Source organism: Grimontia celer (assembly GCF_900055185.1).
Taxonomy (GTDB): domain Bacteria; phylum Pseudomonadota; class Gammaproteobacteria; order Enterobacterales; family Vibrionaceae; genus Enterovibrio; species Enterovibrio celer.
On the sequence record NZ_FIZX01000002.1, the window covers coordinates 303262 to 323454 of the forward strand.

Annotated in this window: 17 protein-coding genes; 10 read left to right on the forward strand and 7 right to left on the reverse strand. The window is 47.8% G+C overall.

Going from position 1 to position 20193, the window contains the following annotated elements:
* Window positions 1-174: 174 nt before the first annotated feature.
* The 7 genes from GCE9029_RS11640 to cspE all read right to left on the reverse strand — a co-directional run bounded on the left by GCE9029_RS11640 (window position 175) and on the right by cspE (window position 8083).
* On the reverse strand, window positions 175-516 hold the full coding sequence (locus tag GCE9029_RS11640; RefSeq protein ID WP_062663433.1) for a hypothetical protein: 342 nt from the start codon (window positions 514-516) through the stop codon (window positions 175-177).
* A gap of 225 nt (window positions 517-741) precedes the next feature.
* The gene (locus tag GCE9029_RS11645; protein WP_062663434.1) at window positions 742-4647 is read right to left on the reverse strand and encodes a hybrid sensor histidine kinase/response regulator; all 3906 of its coding nucleotides are present in this window, start codon (window positions 4645-4647) and stop codon (window positions 742-744) included.
* 10 nt (window positions 4648-4657) lie between these two features.
* Window positions 4658-5659: a response regulator gene (locus tag GCE9029_RS11650; RefSeq protein ID WP_062663435.1), complete on the reverse strand. Its 1002-nt coding sequence runs from the start codon at window positions 5657-5659 to the stop codon at window positions 4658-4660.
* A 117-nt stretch (window positions 5660-5776) separates the two neighbouring features.
* Window positions 5777-6082, reverse strand: a complete 306-nt coding sequence (locus GCE9029_RS11655; RefSeq protein WP_062663436.1) for an AzlD domain-containing protein — start codon at window positions 6080-6082, stop codon at window positions 5777-5779.
* Window positions 6079-6789, reverse strand: coding sequence for an AzlC family ABC transporter permease (locus tag GCE9029_RS11660; protein ID WP_157487831.1), 711 nt, complete (start codon window positions 6787-6789; stop codon window positions 6079-6081). Before GCE9029_RS11660 ends, GCE9029_RS11655 begins: the two co-directional genes overlap by 4 nt.
* Entirely contained in the window at window positions 6779-7690 is a 912-nt protein-coding gene (locus GCE9029_RS11665; protein ID WP_062663438.1) for a helix-turn-helix domain-containing protein, read from the reverse strand. Before GCE9029_RS11665 ends, GCE9029_RS11660 begins: the two co-directional genes overlap by 11 nt.
* A gap of 186 nt (window positions 7691-7876) precedes the next feature.
* The gene (cspE, locus tag GCE9029_RS11670) at window positions 7877-8083 is read right to left on the reverse strand and encodes a transcription antiterminator/RNA stability regulator CspE (protein ID WP_002536803.1); all 207 of its coding nucleotides are present in this window, start codon (window positions 8081-8083) and stop codon (window positions 7877-7879) included.
* 554 nt (window positions 8084-8637) lie between these two features.
* Here cspE and mak point away from each other — a divergent pair.
* From mak to GCE9029_RS11720, 10 genes are all read left to right on the forward strand, one after another.
* Window positions 8638-9537 carry a fructokinase gene (gene mak / locus GCE9029_RS11675; protein ID WP_062663439.1) on the forward strand — a complete coding sequence of 300 codons (900 nt, stop codon included), beginning with the start codon at window positions 8638-8640 and terminating at the stop codon, window positions 9535-9537.
* Between the two features lie 153 nt (window positions 9538-9690).
* Window positions 9691-10245 carry a response regulator transcription factor gene (locus GCE9029_RS11680; RefSeq protein WP_062663440.1) on the forward strand — a complete coding sequence of 185 codons (555 nt, stop codon included), beginning with the start codon at window positions 9691-9693 and terminating at the stop codon, window positions 10243-10245.
* 261 nt (window positions 10246-10506) lie between these two features.
* Window positions 10507-11088 carry a chemotaxis protein CheW gene (locus GCE9029_RS11685; protein ID WP_231870088.1) on the forward strand — a complete coding sequence of 194 codons (582 nt, stop codon included), beginning with the start codon at window positions 10507-10509 and terminating at the stop codon, window positions 11086-11088.
* A 15-nt stretch (window positions 11089-11103) separates the two neighbouring features.
* Window positions 11104-13221: a CHASE3 domain-containing protein gene (locus GCE9029_RS11690; RefSeq protein WP_062663441.1), complete on the forward strand. Its 2118-nt coding sequence runs from the start codon at window positions 11104-11106 to the stop codon at window positions 13219-13221.
* Window positions 13222-13236: 15 nt separating this feature from the next.
* Window positions 13237-14148 carry a CheR family methyltransferase gene (locus GCE9029_RS11695; protein WP_062663442.1) on the forward strand — a complete coding sequence of 304 codons (912 nt, stop codon included), beginning with the start codon at window positions 13237-13239 and terminating at the stop codon, window positions 14146-14148.
* On the forward strand, window positions 14141-15697 hold the full coding sequence (locus GCE9029_RS11700; RefSeq protein WP_062663443.1) for a chemotaxis protein CheB: 1557 nt from the start codon (window positions 14141-14143) through the stop codon (window positions 15695-15697). The genes GCE9029_RS11695 and GCE9029_RS11700 overlap by 8 nt, the downstream gene beginning before the upstream one ends.
* Window positions 15694-17457 (forward strand): chemotaxis protein CheA, encoded by a 1764-nt coding sequence (locus tag GCE9029_RS11705; RefSeq protein WP_062663444.1) that lies wholly within the window; start codon window positions 15694-15696, stop codon window positions 17455-17457. Before GCE9029_RS11700 ends, GCE9029_RS11705 begins: the two co-directional genes overlap by 4 nt.
* A gap of 78 nt (window positions 17458-17535) precedes the next feature.
* Window positions 17536-18489, forward strand: coding sequence for a hypothetical protein (locus GCE9029_RS11710; protein ID WP_062663445.1), 954 nt, complete (start codon window positions 17536-17538; stop codon window positions 18487-18489).
* A gap of 109 nt (window positions 18490-18598) precedes the next feature.
* Window positions 18599-19543 (forward strand): SPFH domain-containing protein, encoded by a 945-nt coding sequence (locus tag GCE9029_RS11715; RefSeq protein WP_062663446.1) that lies wholly within the window; start codon window positions 18599-18601, stop codon window positions 19541-19543.
* A gap of 3 nt (window positions 19544-19546) precedes the next feature.
* A complete protein-coding gene (locus GCE9029_RS11720; protein WP_062663447.1) occupies window positions 19547-20047 on the forward strand; it encodes an NfeD family protein in 501 nt (166 codons plus the stop codon).
* Window positions 20048-20193 lie beyond the last annotated feature (146 nt).

Genomic DNA, 20193 nt, shown 5'->3' on the forward strand with positions numbered 1-20193 from the left:
GCTCATAAAATCAGAGAAGACACTTTGTAAGTGACAGCAATCGGTGTTGCAAATTGAGAATCTTAGTGTGCAATTTTCGCATTATGACAGCTTCTTAGGCACATCTTGACTAGTATATTAAACAAGAGAGAAAGCGACCAAAGAGTCGCTTTTCTCAACCAGTCAGCGCAGAAACTAAATCTTGGTTGCGCGCTCGATATGAAAAAGATGAATTTCATGCAGGATCCGCTCAGAAATGATCTCTGAGATGATGCCGTCAAAGCGGCTCTGAAGATCCTGGATGGAAGGTATCACCTGCATCACACCGGCTTCGTTATCATCCGTTATCTCCATATCCAAACTCAGGTCGCAATCGAGCGTGGCGATAAACGGTTTCATACGTTCCAAAATGCAGTTGACCATGTACTCATTGGAGCTAAGTTGATTCAACTCTTCACGAATCATCTCAGTCATGGGGCTGCTTTGAGGCTCACGTGGTGAACCTCCTTCAGCGGGGAAAGGAATCACAGTCGGCATAGCGTAATCTCTTTAAAATATATAATAATTATTGGTTTCCGCCTGTTAGGCGGTTTTTTCTTATTTGTTGAATAGTTTAATAAAACCAGCCATGTTGACCAGTAGGTGCTTAAGATAGTGGAGCTCGGTTTGCAATCTTAATAAAAAGAATGCAATTAGCGACCATTTTACACTTGCACAATCGCAAATGTTCTACTACCGATGTGTAACTACTCATTAGGGCTGTCAGGGCCTACTGGCAGACATTCGTTCACAGAGTTGTATTGAGCTTCGCTGGACTTTTTCGTACAACTCATCGGGTCGGTTTCCACCGTCGAAACTGTATTGCTCCAACGCTTTGCAATCGGTCGAGAAATCGACAGCGCCCACCATCAAGGCTGCTCCCTTCATTTTGTGGGCGATTTTCTTTACATCGACATAGCGTTCGCTTTCCCAGGCTGCAATTAACTCTTTCGTGTCGCTTTCCTGTGTTGAAAGATATCGGTCAACCAACATGCCTATCAGTTCAGGATCATCGCCTGTGCTCTCTTTTAAGGTTGATAGATCAAACGGCTCGAGGGTTTCACTCTCTACGTTTGACTGTTGTGGTTGCACTTCTGCAGCAATTGAGGCTTGCGCTTGTGCTGACTGTGAAGGTTCAGGTGCAGGCGCAACAAAGAGACTTTCTGAACCGGACTCAGGCTCAGGTAAGAAGCTGTTCATGAGCACAATCAGATCATGTTGTTTAAACGGTTTGGCAATGTATTCGGTCATTCCTGCATCCAGGCACTTTTCGCGGTCACCACTCATGGCGTTGGCGGTCATGGCGATAATTGGCACTTCGGGCAGTTTATTTTCGACTTCCAACTGACGAATTTTCCGGGTTGCTTCGAAGCCGTCCATCACCGGCATTTGGCAATCCATAAAAATCATGTCGTAGCGGTTGGACATGAATCGCTCAAAGGCGATGGAGCCATTGTCTGCAATCGTCGTTTTACAACCCAGCTTAGTAAGCACCGTATTAATGAGTTCCTGGTTAACTGGGTGGTCTTCTGCAATCAGCACCGACAATCCTTTGACATAAAGACTGTTGCCGATGTTACGTGTGGTTTGCTCCTGTTGTGTCATCTGACGGAAAATTTGTTCGCGGCTATGCCCTTGGGCATCGAGTTTGATAACGGTCGATAACGTTTCGTAGATAGACTCAATGTTAAATGGCGAGGTAATTGCCGCTGAGATGGCCTCTGTGTTTTGTGTCAAAACACCACGAATGTCAGCAAGGTAAATGACCGTATGTGAATTGCTTTGCGGCAGCAATATGGATTTGAGCTTCTCTAGTGAAATCGTGTGATCAAGCAAGGTGACATCAAACCCTCCTGACTGTAATGCTGAAGATGCGGCATTTTCATCTCGAGCGACGGTAACAGAGAGACCTAAAATGTTGAAATATCGCTGGAGGTTGCTGACCTGACTGACACTGCGGGAAATCATCAGTGTTTTCATACCTTGCAAGGAGGATTTTTCTGAAGGTATTTGCTCGGGTGATTCATCAGGCACTTTGACAGTAAAACGGGCGGTGAATGTGGAGCCTTTACCAATCGCACTCTCAGCCTGAATATCGCCTCCGAGAAGGTCAGCAAACTTTCGGCAAATAGGAAGACCAAGGCCTGTTCCCTGATACCGGCGTTTGCTTGAGTTATCAATCTGGGAGAAGTTTTCGAATACCTTATCGAGCTGAGCCTGTTCGATCCCGATACCCGTATCGGTGACCTTAAGCTCCATCTCGCAATCGGAGCCACCACGACTGAGCTGTGTGATAGACACATCAACGTATCCACTGTCGGTGAACTTCGCAGCATTACCTGCCAGATTGACAAGTATTTGCCTTAACTTGGAAAAGTCCGATGTGATGAGTCGCGGCAATAAAGGGTCAGTAAAGGTTGTGAAGCTGACATTGTCTTTCACCCTGGGCGCGACAATGTTGGTAACATTTTCAATCACTTCGTGGATGCAGAAAGTTTCCTGTCTGACCGTCATTTTGCCCGCTTCAATCTTAGAAAGGTCGAGCACATCGTTGATGATGTCTAACAAAGCATTTGCCGACACCGTGATGGTGTCGTTGTAGTGTCTCTGCTCGTAGGAAAGCTGGGTGTGAGAAAGCACTTCTGACATACCGATAATACCGTTAATCGGCGTACGTATCTCATGGCTCATCATGGCAAGGAAATTGGATTTGGCCTCGTTAGCCTGTTCTGCATCATCCTTTGCGCGAACCAGCGCATCATTTACTTCTCTGTTGAGCTGTGTCTGGCGGTCAGAGTAAAGCATGCTACAAATGCTTTTCACGACAGGTGCAATCCAATTCACGATTTCTTCGGTGTAGGGTTCTTGGCGCCCTGCCAACACAATGACGCCGACTTCTTCGCCCATGGTCACCAAAGGAAGCAGGGCATAATGCTCAAAAAAATCGTTGTTGTCGCTCACCACATCTTTGTGCAAGGACGAAAACTCAGTTCGCTTAAGCTGAATACTTGATTCTGCAAACGGAAGTAACTGAACGGGCAAGCCCTGGAACTCTTGGTTGAGATTGGCGATCTGGTGTTTGAAAAGTACTTTCTGATCGCTACCCTTTATCGACAACATGGCGGTTAGCTTACTGTCAGTGAAGGTGGCGAGTACCACCATCGCTTTTTTGAATGACCGTTCAGAATTACCCGTGGTCATGTACATATCCTGAACAGAATTGAAAACGGAATAAAGTGCGTTACTCCTGCTTAGCTTGGCCTCCATTCTCGTGCGCTGGGTGATATCCCGGACGTTCATGACCACATAATTCTGATCGCCAATGCGCTGTTTGTTTCCTACCAGATGCAAAAATAGGGCGTCATCGGTCCCACCTTGAAATATTTTGCTTGATTCCTCATTGTCGAGAGTATTCCGGTAAACCTGGCCGATGGTTTCTACCAAGGTCTGGTTGATTTCGTTACTGAGAGTGTTCAGTGGTGCTCCATTTTCAGGCACGTTCGGTAAATCGACCAGTGTGGATGCGCGGTGGTTTACCGTCATCACGTTGCCACGGCTGTCGAGCACAATCACGCCGTCAGCATAGTTTCTTAAGATAGATTCAAGATATCGCTTGGTAAAACCAATTCTTAGCAGTGAATTAGCATGTTTGATGAGAAAGAGTACGAATGCTGCAGTCACGACAAGGAATGCCACTGAGAGGTAGTTGCGGGTATAAGTGACGGCACTGAGTGCGTTGCTGGCATCAAACTCGATGACCAATCCTATGGGGAGTTCTTGGTGCCATTGCCAAGCGCCGATAGATGGCTTTGGGAGATATCCCTTATACCCTTCTGCATTAAGCCGAATGGTTTTGTCTGAGCGATAGAGCAAATCTGACGGTGTTTCTCTCATTCGGTTGATGGTTTCAATCGTTTCGGGCAACAGAGAGCGATTCTTTGTAGGTGCGATGACTTCGCCATTGTTGTTGACTGCGAAAGCAATTCGGGTAGGGATCGCTTCCTGGCTGAAAAACAGCTTATCGAAGTCCGAACTTTTCCGGGTTGCGACTAAGACAACGGGATCTGTGTCGCTGGCTCCATTAAAGAAGGCGAGCGCCATGAACACTTCCGTCAAGGGCTTCTCGTCATCGGACAGGTGAGGTGGGCTGACGAATAGAGTCTGCCGCTTTACCATGGGGACAATATCCGGATAGGTATCGACAGCGACGTGCGAAAACTCGTAAGCCAGTTCAAGAAGGATCTCTCCCTCGGGGGAAAACAGGGTGACTTCGTCTAGTGAAAATGAATCGCGATACAAATCCAGGATTTTTGTTACTTCGCCAGCATTGGTTAATGCCTCGCCATTGAATGCACCACCCATATCCAGCGCTTGAATCAACTGATTGTCAGTCGCAATAATGCTCAGTTCTCGCTCGCGGTGATGGTACCAATCATCAACGGACGAGCTGAGATTACTGATTTCTGTGGTAAGAAAGTAGGAAAGTTTTTCCTGAGTGTCTTGATAGATAGAGCGATAAAACCACAGGAAAGAGAGCAGCAGAATAATGACGACAGCACCGCCGCTAAGGAAGAGTTGGGCCAGCGTATAACGAGACTCCTGGCTGGCTAGACGGAGGTTGTTAGCCATTTAGTCCTCGTCAGGTTTGCATTTCAAATATGGATTTGTACTTGGTGTCTTCCTGGACCACATGTTTTACCCACCAGAAACGCAGTAGACGGAAAAAGTCTGTTTTGTAAAAGCTGGGATCAGCCTGACACTTGAGCACCACAAATTCAGCTTGTTTGATCAAACGTGAGTGCATGTCTTTGTGCATCTTGAGTCTTGGATAGTCTGCTTCCGTCAGCAAAGCTTCTTCCTGCTCTATATGGTGAGTAATGTAGTGTTGGAAGCGTCTAGAAATCTCTTCAAAGCCGTTGCCATCATGGTGGTTTACCACAAGGTCGTAGGTGTCGTTGATAATAGCGAGCAACTCTTTGTTGCTTTCATCAAGCTCTCTATGCCCAACCGTAAAGCGGTCTTGCCATTTAATGAATTTCTTACGGTTGTCAGGTTCTGGTTGCCCTTCGGCAGTTGGGGGAGCAGAAGGTTCGGTTGATGGAAAATCAGGTACGCTTGGGGCTTTGTGCTCATGAATCAGCGCATCGACTTCTTTTAGGTCATCGTCGGTAAAGGCTACCGTTCCATTGACCTGAAATGCTGTCGATTTCGCGGGATCCTGCTCATACATCGAAAAGTAATGTTCGACCGTCTTTTTCGGCTTGGCTTGCATGGAGAGCTGATTAATTCTCTCCTGCAGAGACTGCCTGTTCACAGGCTTTACAAGAAACGCATCAACATCAAAGGCAATGCACTGGGCAATCACACTTTCAGATGCGTTGGCAGTGAGTATGATAATTGGGATATCGTGGGGCAGGCCGTAGCGACCACTTCGGATCAGTCGTAGCATTTCAAGGCCGTCGATAGGCTCCATTTGTAAATCAGTGATGATAAACGAAGGACGCTCATGGTAGAGCTTGGAGATTGCATCAGCGCCATCAATAGCCATGATGCAATCATTAAAGCCGAGAGACTTCGCCATAATCGCGATGGTCTCCCGGATCATTTCATGGTCATCAACAACTAAGCACTTCTCCAGCATTTATAGCCCCTTCAAACCTGTACTCTCCCTTATTAAGGAATAGTCTAGAGGGCTGATTTTTCAATGAAAGAGACGCCGGTTTTGAAAATGAGATTATTAATTCTGATACAGATCCCGTTAGCGGATTAACCAGAAGAAAATCATTGAAATTACGACCGTTTTCAGGGTGCTAAGACGCATCAGACTGAGCACACACACAAACACTCCCGCCAACAAAAATGGATTATCTATGGATATGTCGATGTTTCCCTGAGGGAAAAGGAGAATGGGAACGGCCAATGCAGTCAGCACTGCTGGTGCAGAATACTTCAAGATACGTTGCATCACCGGTGTCACTCTGAATGGGATGCTCTGTGCAAGAAAGAAATACCGAACGGAAAATGTAATGCATGCCATGCCAATGATCAAAAGCCAGGTATTCATTTACTCTTCCCCTTTTTCTTGTGGTGCGCTGGCATGAAGCTTTCACACACGAAACCCGCCACCATGCCTGTAACAGCCGCAGCAATCAACGCGTTACCAAAACCTGCCAGTGTAAATAACGTCATTGCCGAGAACGAAACCAATACACAAACCAATACTGGGATATCTTTGATGGTTGGAATGACCAAAGCGAGGAAGGTCGCTGCAATGGCAAACTCAAGCCCAAACTCTTCGATATTCTCGAACTGCGTGCCACCGAGCACGCCTAACAGCGTGGCAAGGTTCCAACAGAGGTAGAAAAACGCGCCGCTGAACAGGGCATAGTGTTTGTCGAACTCTCCCGTTTTTTCAATCTGGGCAGCACAGAGCGCGTACATTTCATCGGTCAGGAGAAAACCAAGGGCAACTCTCCATCTGAAAGGCAGTTGGCGGATGTACTGGCGGAAATTCACCGAGTAGAGCAGATGGCGGGCGCTGATAACAAAGGTGGTACTGAACAGGGTGCTTCCCGGTACACCTGCTCCCATCATGGTCACGCCGGAAAGCTGTGCGGCACCGGCAAACACAAACAACGACATGGCCTGTGCCTGCAAAGGTGTTAATCCCATTTGTACACCCAGTGAGCCACAGAGCACACCCCAAGGGATCACCGCCACGCTGAGCGGAAACATGTCAGCGCAGGCGCTGAGCCAAACTTTATTCTTCATGGTGAGAGCGGGATTGTCCTTGTTCATGCGAATCCTTCGAATGCGGGAGAATGCTTCCAGTTTTATCAGCCACCCGAATGGAAGAATTGCACAAAATTGCTTTCTGATACTGCTTAGGCGTGACGCCTATAGCGCGGCGAAAATGACGGTGGAAATGGCTTTGATCGTGGAAGCCGCAAGAGATAGCACAGTCGGCGAGACTGAAGCCGTTTTTCATCATCTGCTGCGCTCGGCGAACACGCTGCTGGATCTGGTAAGCATGAGGCGGTAATCCATATCGAGCTTTGAATTGTCTGACCAAGTGATAGGGGCTGACACCGGAGAGCTCACTCAGGGTTTCCAGACTCACGGTTTCCGTTGTGTTTTGATGCAGGTATTCGCGCACCAAATCGAGTTTGGGACCAATCTTTACGATGTCCTCTGGCAATTGGGGGCGCTTGTTGAACCGGCATGTCAATGAAAGCAATACATGATGGGTGAAGGTTTCAGTAAGCAGTGGATCTTCATTGCTGCGCAACAGGGAGAAGAGCATTAAAAGTTGGTTTGATAACTTGGGGTCTTCTTCAACGGCGAAAGGAAAATACGGCACTTTGGATGCCAGCCCAAGATCTTTTGAAACGGATTCAAATTGCGCCTCGGTGGGATACATGGCTTCATAAGTCCAACCGCCTTCAGCCGCTGAGTGGCCATCATGAACTTGGTCTGCATTGACGAGGATAATGCTGCTGGCTGGCGCGACGTGATAACCACCGGTTCGCCAAAAACGCTGTGCGCCCTCTCGAATCACACCGACGGTATAACCCTCATGCGTATGGCGGGAAAAGGCCTGCTTCTCGTAGGTGGCTTCCAACACCTCCAAGCCGCCTAAAAGAGGGGACGATTCAAATTTCGCGCGTTCCATTGCACTCCTTGCTTTACCCAAAAAAGGATTGGGTCAACAGACCCTAGCACGAGTATACCGAAAGCAGCCGATAAAAATTTGTACAAAATTGCGATAGTGAAGGTGGGGTGGAATGAAAATTGGTGTTCAGATAAAGAAAAAGGACGCCACGAGGGCGTCCTTTAAAATTCTCTGCGAGAAGAAAAATTATGCTTTTTCTACGTTTGCAGCTTGTGGGCCTTTTTGACCTTGTTCGATTTCAAAAACTACTTTTTGACCTTCAGCCAGAGTTTTGAAACCTTCGCCAGTGATAGCGCGGAAGTGAACGAAAACGTCTGGGCCATTTTCTTGCTGAATGAAACCAAAACCTTTTTCTTCGTTAAACCACTTCACGGTACCGGTAGATTTAGACATGTTGTCTCCTGAATATATTTCCATTTGTAACATTGCGCGAACGCATTAAGACCTTTTATTAATGAATCACTTATGGTGGCAAATGTAGCGAATATCTTCAGGACAACTTACTTTTGCGAAGGTAGGGTGTAACGAAGTTTTCAATTGCAGCATAAAGAGCTCTATTAACCAGGCCGAACGATAGTACCACAGAGGTGCCAATTGTATAGCTAATTTATGGCTCTTCTGCGTCACCTTGTGCTTTAGGTCCGCTCTTTCTTCGCAAAACGCACTGAAAGTTGGCGAAAATAAAGACAACTTAAAAATAGTCTGATTTCGTGGAAAAGAAAGTGAGACATCTCTCGATTTTCGAAAGGAAAAGTGTATTTGTTCTAAGAATCATAATGTTAGCCGTCTCTTTAGGGCGAAATTGTCACAGAGTTGTCAAATATCCGGTCAAAAACGACCTACCCTATTGAGACAGCCAGTTCTGATGTTTCGAACCCGTCACTGTTTGAGTAAATGGAAAAAAATAAAATCATCAATAAAGAATCAAGAGTTCGGGAGGACTTTAAGTGAAAATTGGGATTGATCTGGGCGGCACAAAAATCGAAGCCGTTGTTTTAAACAATAACGGTGAACAGGTTTTTGTAGAGCGTGTTCCAACGCCACAGCATGACTATCAGGGAACGTTGGACGCTATTAAAGGGTTGGTTGATCGGGCAGAAGCTGCGGTTGGCGAACAGTGCACCGTCGGTATGGGGATCCCAGGCACACTTTCTCCGGTGACCGGGAAAGTGAAGAATGCCAATTCAGTCTGGCTCAACGGCCAGCCACTCGATAAAGACTTGGGTGCCCTCCTTGGCCGGGAAGTTCGTATCGCGAACGACGCAAACTGCCTAGCGGTCTCTGAAGCCGTTGATGGCTCAGGTGCTGGTAAACACATGGTGTTTGGCGTGATCATCGGTACAGGTTGCGGCGGCGGTATCTCGATCGACGGTAAGGTGCATTCTGGTGGCAATGGTGTGGCAGGTGAATGGGGACATAATCCATTGCCTTGGCAAACCGAGCAGGATCGCTATCATGCGGAGCATATTCACTGCTATTGCGGCAGACCCAGCTGTCTTGAAGTGTTCATTTCCGGCACAGGCTTCTGGAAAGACTTCGAGCTGATGCATGGTGAAACACTGCGTGGTCCCGACATCATGGCGCGTGTAGAGCAAGGTGATAAAGAAGCGGAGGCTTGCATTCAGCGCTACGAAGACCGTCTGGCTCGTGCTTTGGCATCGGTTGTTAACACTCTTGACCCTGACGCTATTGTGCTTGGCGGCGGGATGTCCAATGTAGATCGCATCTATAAAAACGTCCCACAGCTGATGAAAAAATGGGTCATGGGCGGAGAGTGCGATACACCCATCGTGAAAGCCAAATACGGTGATTCCAGCGGCGTGCGCGGCGCAGCCTGGCTCTGGTAATTCTTCTCTCTGGCATGGTGTCTTCCGCCATGCCTTCAATAACATCTTTTCACTACCCCAACGAATCCGTCTAATGCCTCTAAATGCCTCTATAGTTACAAGGTGATTCTCATTTCTAATACTTCAGTATTTGATGGCATGGTAAGGGGACGTATGAAGATCATTTTTGCAGACGACATGGCAGACATGCGCGAGAACATTCTGGAGTCTTTGGATGCGTTGGAAAAAGACTTTGGTCCATTTGAAATCCTCGGGCAGGCGAAAGATGGCAGAGAGCTTATCTCTCTGGTTGAACGCAATCCCTCAGTCGATTTGGTCTTAACAGACTTGCGGATGCCAAACATGGATGGCCTATCCGCGCTGGTTTACTTGAGAGCGAACTGCAACATCAAAAACATCGTCGTCATCTCCAGCGAGAGTCTGGTTTCTATCTCACAGGCAGAGAAGATAAAGGTGGACGCCGATACAGAAGAAAAGCTGGCGTTGCTCGATAAAATTGCCCACCGCGTCATCGATGATGAGGTCGTGGAAGGCAAAATCAGCTCCATTCTGATTGGCTGTGAGAAGCTCAGATTGGATCCTATTCAGGTCGTCGAGTACTACGGTGCTACTGGCTACATGCGCAAGCCCATCACAAAAAGAAAAATGCATGGTTTGTTTGAAGAACTGAACAAAACAGACTCCTTCATTAATATCGGTATTGTTTAAATCCGGTACCTGGTTATCTGTTCGTTCCGACAGATAACCGCCCTTCTTTCTTCCACACTTTTCCCCATCTCTTTCATGCTGTTATTGATGCTGTATCCGTGCGCTTGGTGCCTATTGATAGCTTTGACATTGAGACGTGCTGGCCTACTGTTAAATCAATGCCTCAACATTTTCTCAAAAATAAAACATGAGGATGCCGTAATCATCGGGTGTTCCCAACCCGTTGTTTTTGTTTGAAGCCTGATGCTTGAAGGGCAAGTCATGGACAGTGTAGCTGAGCGTTATCCGGACAAAGGGTTCGACCTGAGTACTGGATCCAAAGAAGCCGATCATCACAGCGGAACGAGGTTAAAACAGAAAAACCTCATCTTCTCGCTGGCTGAGGAGCAATACGGAATCCCGCTTTCTTCTGTGAAAGAGGTGATTGGCATGGTGAAGGTTACGCCTATTCCTCATATGCCGTGCTTTTTCAAAGGTCTTATCAATCTCCGCGGGAAAATCATTTCTGTTATTGACCTCAGGTTAAAGCTTGGGCTTGAAGAGAAAGCCTATGAGCCAAAGAAAACCGCCATCATCATCAGTGACGTAAATTCCCTGACCGTAGGCACCATAGTGGATGATGTGAATGAGGTTGTGGGTTTCACGGATGAACAAATTGAAACCAAGCTCGAAATATCCAGCAGCATCAAGCGTGAATATATCCATGGCGTGGCAAAGGCGGATGATAACAGACTGGTGCTGTTGCTCGATATTCTCAACGTGCTTGAGCCGGAAGAATTGGATCTGATTAGTAAGCAAGTATCTGCGCAGCCAACGACAGGCAGTGCGGATTTTGATATTTAGCAGAGGGCACAAGTCATGCTGGAAAACCTTTCCTTACGGGCAAAGATTGTGTTGGGCAATGCGGTAGTACTTCTGTTTCTTATCGCGCTTGGGCTCTTGAGCCTTAACAGTATTAAAAATCTTAGTGCCACAGAGAAGTGGGTAGAGCATACCCATGAGGTTATTAACAAAGCGCAAAACCTGATTGGTGCAGCCGTAAACATGGAAACCGGTATGCGGGGCTACCTGCTGTCTGGCGAAGAGCCTTTTCTTGACCCCTACAATGAGGGGCAACGGGAATTCGAGAATATCGTCAAAGAGCTCAAAGAGAAGGTCATCGATAACCCCCAACAGGTTGCTTTACTTGAAGATGTGGAAATAACCATTGCTGACTGGCAACGCAATGTGACTGATGATGCGATCTTACTGAGACGCTCCATTGGCAACGCCAAAACGATGAACGATATGAGCATGACCGTGGGTGAGGCGAAAGGGAAAGCTTATATCGACAGACTGAGAGAACTGATCGATAGCTTCATCGCCCAACAGCGAGCCATATCAAACCAAAACTTTTCTTCCTCCCAGTTTGATGGTGTCGGCCAAGGCGCTGATGATGTCGTTGCCAGTGCTCTGCTGATCAAAGTGGCGGCCCTTGATATGGAAACGGGGATGCGGGGATTTTTGCTCTCAGGACAAGAAGCCTTTCTCGAACCCTACGTACAGGGAAATAGCCAGATAAACCGCTTGTTGATGAGCCTCAAATTGGAAGTGAGGGACAATCCGATTCAGGTATCCGTGTTGGAAGATATCGAGGAAGTGATCGCCGACTGGCGAGGTAATGTGGCTGAAAAATATATCGCTTTGAGACGCGAGATTGGTGATGCAAAAACCATGGATGACATTTCTGATTTGGTGGCGCAGGAGCGTGGGAAACAGTATTTCGACAAGTTCAGAAGCCAAATGGGCACTTTCATCGAGCGTGAGGAAACTCTGATGGCTGCCCGAACGCAAGCCGCGCATGAAAGTGTCAACAATACCTATATCACCATCATTGCGGGCATGGTGTGCGCAGTGATTGCATCCATTATCGTTGCTTACTTCCTGAGTGCGGCGATCATGCGTCCGTTTAGAGACATCTTCAAAGGCCTAACATTATTCAGCTCCAAGGAGTTGGGAGAATTAAGTGAATCTTTCAATGATGTAGTGAAACGCATGAACACCGGGGCATCGAAAGTCGCGATGATTGCTGGAAACATTGAAGATGTCTCCCAGAACATTTCTCAAATCACCAACAGACAAGCCAGCTCGGTAGAGGAAACATCAGCCAGTGCTGAGGAAATTTCCAGCATGGTTCAGAACAATGTTCAATCGGCGGAACATTCACGGGATCTGTCTAAAGAGGTGGGGGACAGGATGACAGATCTCGACGAGGCGATGTGTCAGATTTCCGAATCCAACCACAAGATTTCAGAGCTGGTGAAGATCATCGCAGAGATTGGGGCGAAGACAGAAATTATCGATGAAATCGTCTTCCAGACCAAATTGCTCTCGTTCAATGCTTCGGTCGAAGCAGAAAGGGCAGGTGAACATGGCAGAGGATTTGCTGTCGTCGCTCAGGAAGTGGGAAATCTGGCTCAAATGAGTGGGAAAGCCGCGACAGATATTTCTGCCATCGTGAAACAAAGTATCAATGAAGCCGAAACTATCGCCAAAGAAAACACCAGCCGTGTGGAAAATGGGGGCGCTATTGTGTCTGAAACGCGCCAACAGGCGCAGTCAATGGTGGAAGGCGCGACCAATATTTTTGAGGCGTCCAACGAGCAAGCCAGAGGCATTCAGGAAATCAGCAATGCGGTTGAGTCGATTAACAAAGCGACACAGCATGCAGCGTCCATTGCTGATCAGGCTTCGAACTCAAGTTCTGAATTGACCAGACAAGCTGCGGACCTTAACAATCTGGTCTCTCACCTGAGCAATTTCCTGTGTGGGCACGACGTGGAAACCAAGAAAGAGAGCCAGCAACTAACACCTAAGAACTGGCAGGAAAACCCTGAGACGGATTACAGTCGCCCCAGCAGTGTTCGCACTGCTAAGGTCATCAGTGATGATGTATCCATGGAAGGGGATAACCACAGCGCTTGGAACCGGTTGTAAGTTAGGCGGTTGTCCATGGTGCAGAAAGTCGATCCTTTTAACGTCAAAGCGCTTAATAACGTGGCTGAAAATGTCAGCCGCTTTGATGATTCCCGGGCGAAGCTGTCTTTAAGCGAATTCCGGCACTTTGCGGATTTGATATTCCACCACGCGGGGATCCGAATCTCTCCCGACAAACGCACCATGTTGGAAAGCCGTCTGAACAAACGCCTCCTCACGCTTAGAATTCACTCGTTTAAACAATATGCCGACTACTTGAAAGCCGACATGAGTGGACGGGAATTAACAGAATTCACCAACGCCATCACCACCAACAAAACCGAGTTCTTTCGCGAAGCCTACCACTTTGAGGTGTTGAAAAAGGACATAGTCGCCCGTCATCGCTCAGACTCAGTGTTTATCTGGTCAGCGGCCTGTGCCAGTGGTGAGGAACCTTATTCTATTGCCATGATATGCGATGAACTCCAACAGGAATTTCCCGATTTTGAAGGCAAAGTCCTAGCGACTGACATCGATACTCAAAGGCTCGCGATGTGTGAGAGCGGCCTTTACGACAAAGAAAGGGCGAGCGAGATCCCCATCCAGTTCAGGCACCAATACGTTACTTTCTCTGACAATCCGAATGACGACACATTTGAGGTGGCTGATGTGCTCCGCAGCCAAATCAAATTCCGCCAACATAACCTGATTCATTACTCTGACAAGTTTGGCATTCAGTTTCATTACATTTTCCTTCGCAATGTCCTGTTTTACTTTCCTGCTGCGACAGGGGAAAAGGTTGTCCGTTCTTTATTGAGTCAGCTACAGCCAGGGGGGCTGATTTTTGTTGGTTTAACAGAAACATTGAACAATATGGAGCTTGGGATAGAGCAGGTAGGCACCTCTGTCTATAGGAAGGTGGCAACGAAAGGGCGTGGCGATGGCTGATACCCAAGTCAGCTCTGGTGAGCTGTGTTTCTTCTTCCGTAAAAACGCCTGGATGCAGACGTTGGTAGGCACGTGCGTCACGGTTTGTGTTTGGGACAAGGAAAACCGAAGTGGCGGTATGTGTCACTACCGACTACCGAGTGCGCCGGATAACTTTTCCCAAAACAGCGATGCCAATGACTTTGGTTGCTTTGCCATTCCCAACTTGCTGCGTCGGTTCAAGCACACCTCTTCGCGGCTCGAAAATCTAACGGCTTGGGTGCTTGGCGGAGCCCAACTCAACGGTGGCGACTTCTTACAGTCACAGCAAATTGGTGTCAGGAACATCTCCGTCGCGTTAGAACTGTTGGCAGTTTATGGCGTGCCTGTACTCGGAGTGTCAATTGGCAGCTCAGAAGGGCGACAAGTCCGTTTCAACCCCTTCTCCGGTGAAGTGGACTTTCGCTTTGTTGCTGAGCAATACCCACTATCCAGAGATTGCCACTCCAGGGAAACCAAGTTGCACAGGGTATTTACAACGTTGACTGCGTTAAACCAAGATGCTTTTGCTGAAGTGCTGGAAGATAGAGATGGCCTGAGCATAGAAGGTTTTCCTGATGCCGAAACCTTGTTTGAAGAAGCCTCAACATTGGCGCCGGATGCGATTGTGATCGATACCCATCAGCTCTCAGGAATTCAAAGGTTAGGTGGAGTAAAGAGCGGAGACAGCATTCCCACTATTGTGATTTCTCCAAACGTGAGAGCACTAACGGGCTCCGAGTTTCACAGACTCAATCAGGCGGTGGGCAGATATCAATTTGTGGCGACACCGACCACCTTTAATCAGGTATTGGCCTCTGCGGTTGCTACAAAAGCCTGGCTGTATGAAATGGGGAGAGGTCCAGATTTGCTCGACCCACGCCAAACTCCAATTCCTGTCGACACGGTGGTACTTCTTGGTGCGTCAACAGGGGGAATCGATGCGCTGGATTGCGTGATAAAGAATCTCCCATGCCCATTTCCCCCCGTTTGTATCGTTCAGCACATCCCGTCTGACTACTCTCACTCTTTGGCAGAGAAACTTAACAAATCGTCCCGGCTCAATGTGTGCGAAGCGGAAGATGGCGTTCTGCTTGAAGGTTCTCATGTCTATGTGGCACCGGGTGGGAAGCATCTTAGGCTCATGCAGTTGCCGGATGAGCGAGTGGTAGTGAGGATTACCGACGACCCGTTAGTCAATGGTTTTCGACCGTCTGTGGATTACCTGTTTCAGTCTGCGCTCAGGATCAAGAAACTCAAGAAAGTGGCAGCCTTGATGACGGGGATGGGAAGGGACGGTGCCAAGGGGCTATTGAGCCTCAAACGTGATGGTGCATTTACGATTGCTCAGGATAAAGAGAGCTGCGCCGTTTATGGTATGCCGAGAGCGGCGAAAGAGCTGGGGGCAGTATGCAGAAACGTCCCTTTGATTGGCATCGCAGGTGCGATTGAAACGGCGGTGAAATCCTTCCAAACGCCGGGTTCAGAAAACCTATCCAAAACGGCGGCAATGAATGGGGATGAAGGATGAGAAGAAAAGCATCGCAAACGACCCATTTAAAAGCACTGGCAGAGAAAGCTCAGCATATTGAAGCACTGATAGGTGACACAGCGTCGCTTGGCAACGTGAATGAGGAAATCGAACAGTTCATGACTTTCCATGAAGGTTACCAAGCCAATGACATGACGCCTTATCGCGCTGTTGATGATTTGCTGCTGAATATTCAATTGCTGACAGATTATCTGGCAGCAGAAGATTGTGAGCTGGATGAGATGCTCAGCGAGCTTTTAGCGCGGGCCATTCACGCGGTGGCTGAGGACTTCCGCTCGTTTATCGGCGGTAAGCCGAATGAGGAATACAGCGAGATCAAAGAAGCCTTACTGGCTGAGATGGCGACTTGTTTTCTAAATAAGGAAACGTTTGATATCCGTTTCTGTGAAGATACCTTTGCGTTCGAAGGTGATGTGGCGGATGAGTTGGCTTATCTCTGTTCTTTGGTTGAACCGGAAGGGCAGGAAAATACATCGAAGACGGTGTCAGGGCGTAAGTTTCTGTCAAAAACCAAGGCGCCAACGAACTCCCCTCTCCAGTCGAATTTCGAGCAGACCACACGTGTGAAATCCCAGCTGCTGGAAAAGCTGATGAGTCATACCGAAGAACTGGTTCAGATACGCAATATGATGGTCGATTTGGCCGAGCAGGAAGACAATCAGCGCCTGACTGAGCTTTCTAACAAGTTGATGACCATCTCTGACAACATGCTGGGGGATCTACTGAAAACCCGGATGCGCCCCATCGGCAATTTACTGAGTAAATACCGGAGAATGGTGCGTGACCTTTCCAATGAGCTGGGGAAGAAAGTCGACGTCGAGATCATCGGTGAGAACATCGAGCTCGATAGCAATGTACTGGATGCCATTAATGAGCCCATGACCCACCTGGTCAGAAATGCGGTTGACCACGGTTTTGAAATGCCTGATGAGCGCATCGACGCAGAGAAACCAATGATTGGTCGACTGCTCATTCACGCCTACAACGAATCGGGCAAGGTCGTCATTAACATTCAGGATGATGGCAAAGGTATCGATACCCAGAGAGTGCTGAATAAGGCCATCAGCACGGGGGTGATTTCACAAGAGCAAGCGGCCCGTATGTCAGACAAAGAAACCATGGAGCTGATTTTCCACTCTGGGCTTTCCACTTCTGAGCAAGTGAGTTCGGTGTCGGGTCGCGGCGTGGGGATGGACGCGGTGAAACGCAAAGTGGAGGAAATAAAGGGCACTGTTGATATCTACTCCGAGTTTGGTATCGGTACCGAAGTTTCAATGATGTTTCCACTGACGATGGCAACGCTGAAAGTGGCCTTGCTTCAAATCGGTGGTTTGAATTATGCCATCCCGTCTTCTGAAATCTCTGGGATTGTTGGTGTCAGCCGTGATGATGATGAAATTGCCATCCGGTTTGATAACGTTGCTGCCACCATGCTGAGGAAAGGCATCGTCACGCCGTTGATTGAAGCGAAGGATTATCTTGGGGCGTTGGCGAATGAGGAAAGCTTTCAGTCTTTGTATGAACAAGGGAAGTCGGTCAGTGTGGTGACCTTTAAGGATAGGGGGCAGCACTGGGGGTTGGTTGTTGATGATGTGCGCGCGTTCTTGGATATCGTGATCAAACCATTAGATAAGAGCATGAATCAGGAGAAGATTTTCTCCGGTGCCACTGTATTAGGAAATGGTGATTTGGCTTTGGTCATCAACCTGAAGAAAGTGCTACGTTTTGCGCGCTACTGATAATCAGCGCCCTTTATCCGGGTTGTTGATTTTGTTCTTATACTTAAGACAGATACGGTTTCTTGATTGGGGTGACAGATGAAAATTCTCGGGAGCTTTTTGCTGGAAGCGGGATTGATTTCAGCCTCAGATCTTGCCGACGCCATGGTTGAACAGGTGAGAAAAACACCACACAGCGTAGAGATTCTCTATGAGAAAGGCCTGATTTCTCCCGAGCAACTTCTTGCGATTGTTACGCTTCAAAATGATGAAAACCTGGATTTCAGAACAGCTTGTCTGCAACTTAATATTTGGAAAAGTGAGTTTATCGACATCATCAACAAAGAAGTCGAAAAACGCCGGGGAACATTGGGTCAACTGCTTGTAGAACGGGAACTTATTGACCCACCTGTTCTTCTGTCTGTGATCAAGCAATATCACGCCTACCGCTCTGAAAACAATAATGACTTTGCGCTTTTCTCTGAAAATGCCATTTTGGATTTGGCTGAGGAATCCGGCAGTGACGGTGCGCCTGCGATTAACTATGAGCCGGATTTCTCGCAAGCATCTGAGGGCAACACTTCCGAATATCTGGATCTGTTCTCCGAAGAAAAAGAGATTGCTCTCGAGTTGATGATCTTGGCGATTGAAAAATTGGGCAGCGACAAAAGCGAAGATTCACCGGAAGAGCTGTTGGATAAGTTCTTCACTGAATATCACTCACTGAAAGGGACTGCAAGAGGGATTGGTGCTGTGTTGACGGAAAACCTCATCCACGAATCAGAGGATGTGCTCGCCTTCTATAAGCGTTTCCTGCACAAGCTTGAGAGCTCAGATTTCTCCGCTTTGGCTGCAGTGAACCTTAATGTGTTAGATGTGCTGAGCCAACTGAGAAATGAATTGGTCGTCGCGGAATCTGAGCAGAGCTTCTGGGATAAAGAGGATAAGCAAGCGAAATATCTCAAAGTGTTGGAGGATATCCATAAGCTCAACAATGAACTTCAAGGACGTGGCTACAAAGTGGACATTGAAGAAGTGAAAGACATGTTCTGATTTGGTGCATTAATTTTCTCCCCCCGTCTCAATTTCCATATATTGATGCACAGTGGAGGTACCCCATTCGATATGATGGGTGAAATTTCAATCAGTTGGGGTGGTAACAATGGATTTTCTGGAAATCTTACCTTCACTCATCAATACCTGGGTCATTCTTGCGGTTTTGGTGGTTATTGCACTGCGTTCAGCAGTCAAATTCGTTCCTCAGAATACGGCTTATGTGATCGAGCGTTTCGGTAAATACAACAAAACCATGGAAGCGGGCTTGAATGTGCTGGTGCCGTTCATTGATCGTGTGGCGTATGTGAGAACCTTAAAAGAGCAAGCGTTCGATGTACCTTCACAGTCGGCAATTACCCGCGACAACATTTCACTGGTTGTGGATGGTGTGCTGTACATCAAGGTACTGGACCCTGTAAAAGCGTGTTATGGCGTTGATGATTACATCTTCTCCGTGACCCAATTGGCGCAAACCTCTATGCGTTCTGAGATCGGCCGTATGGAGCTGGACAAAACCTTCGAAGAGCGCGAAAGCCTGAACACGGCTATCGTATCTGCTATCAACGAGGCGGCGCAGCCTTGGGGTGTGCAGGTACTGCGTTACGAGATTAAAGATATTGATCCACCTCGTTCAGTACTGGATGCGATGGAACGTCAAATGAAAGCAGAACGTGAGAAACGTGCTGCGATTTTGGAATCAGAAGGTGCACGTCAGGCAGATATCAACGTCGCCGAAGGTCAGAAGCAGGCGCGGGTACTGGCAGCGGAAGCAGAAAAGTCTGAGCAAATCCTGAAAGCAGAAGGTGAAGCTCAGGCGATTCTTGCTGTTGCACAAGCGCAGGCGGAAGCACTGGAAGTGGTAGGCCGCACTGCTGCAACAGAAGAAGGTCAAAAAGCGATTCAGCTTGACCTTGCTGACAAAGCGATTGAAGCGAAAAAAGCGATTGCGAAAGAATCTTCGGTGGTCTTGTTGCCTGATAGCCAATCGAGCGCAGCATCTCTGGTGGCGGAATCAATGAGCATTATCAATAAGCTGAATGCTGGGAAGTAAGCGATGGATTTAATGTCATACCTGCAAACCAATCTGGCGGAATCGACCATTATTATCGGTCTGATTCTTCTGATCATCGAAGTCTGGCTATTGGGGCTTTCAACCATTGTCCTGCTGGCACTCGGTGTGTCTGCGATTGTCACGGGTGGATTGGTATGGGCAGGCGTTTTCCCAGAGACCCTAACCGCAGTCATCGCAGGTTCAGGTATTGGCGCAGGTGTGCTAACAGCAATCCTATGGGGACCGCTCAAACGTTCGCAAAAAGGCCCTCGCCGCGAGTACAACATTCACAGCGACTTTATCGGGCTGGTGTTTGATCTTGAAGAGCAGTTAGATGCGGATCATCCCGTCACGGTGAAATACTCAGGTGTTAGCTGGAAACTTATACTTGGCCCAAAACATCGAAGCAACGTTGTACCTGTCGGTGGTTCGGTGAAAGTGATAGCTGTTGATGTTGGCAAGTTTATGGTTGAGCCTGTAGACGTTCAGAGTAGCGAATCCTGAAATCGCTTTAATTTGTCGAAAAATGAAAAGGAAGCTGATTAGCTTCCTTTTTCTTTGGGAGCAAAAAAATCTAATAAACAAAGCACCTTGCATTGTGTCACTTGGGTATAGTCGATATCGCAGCCTATGCTATACCAAAACCACCC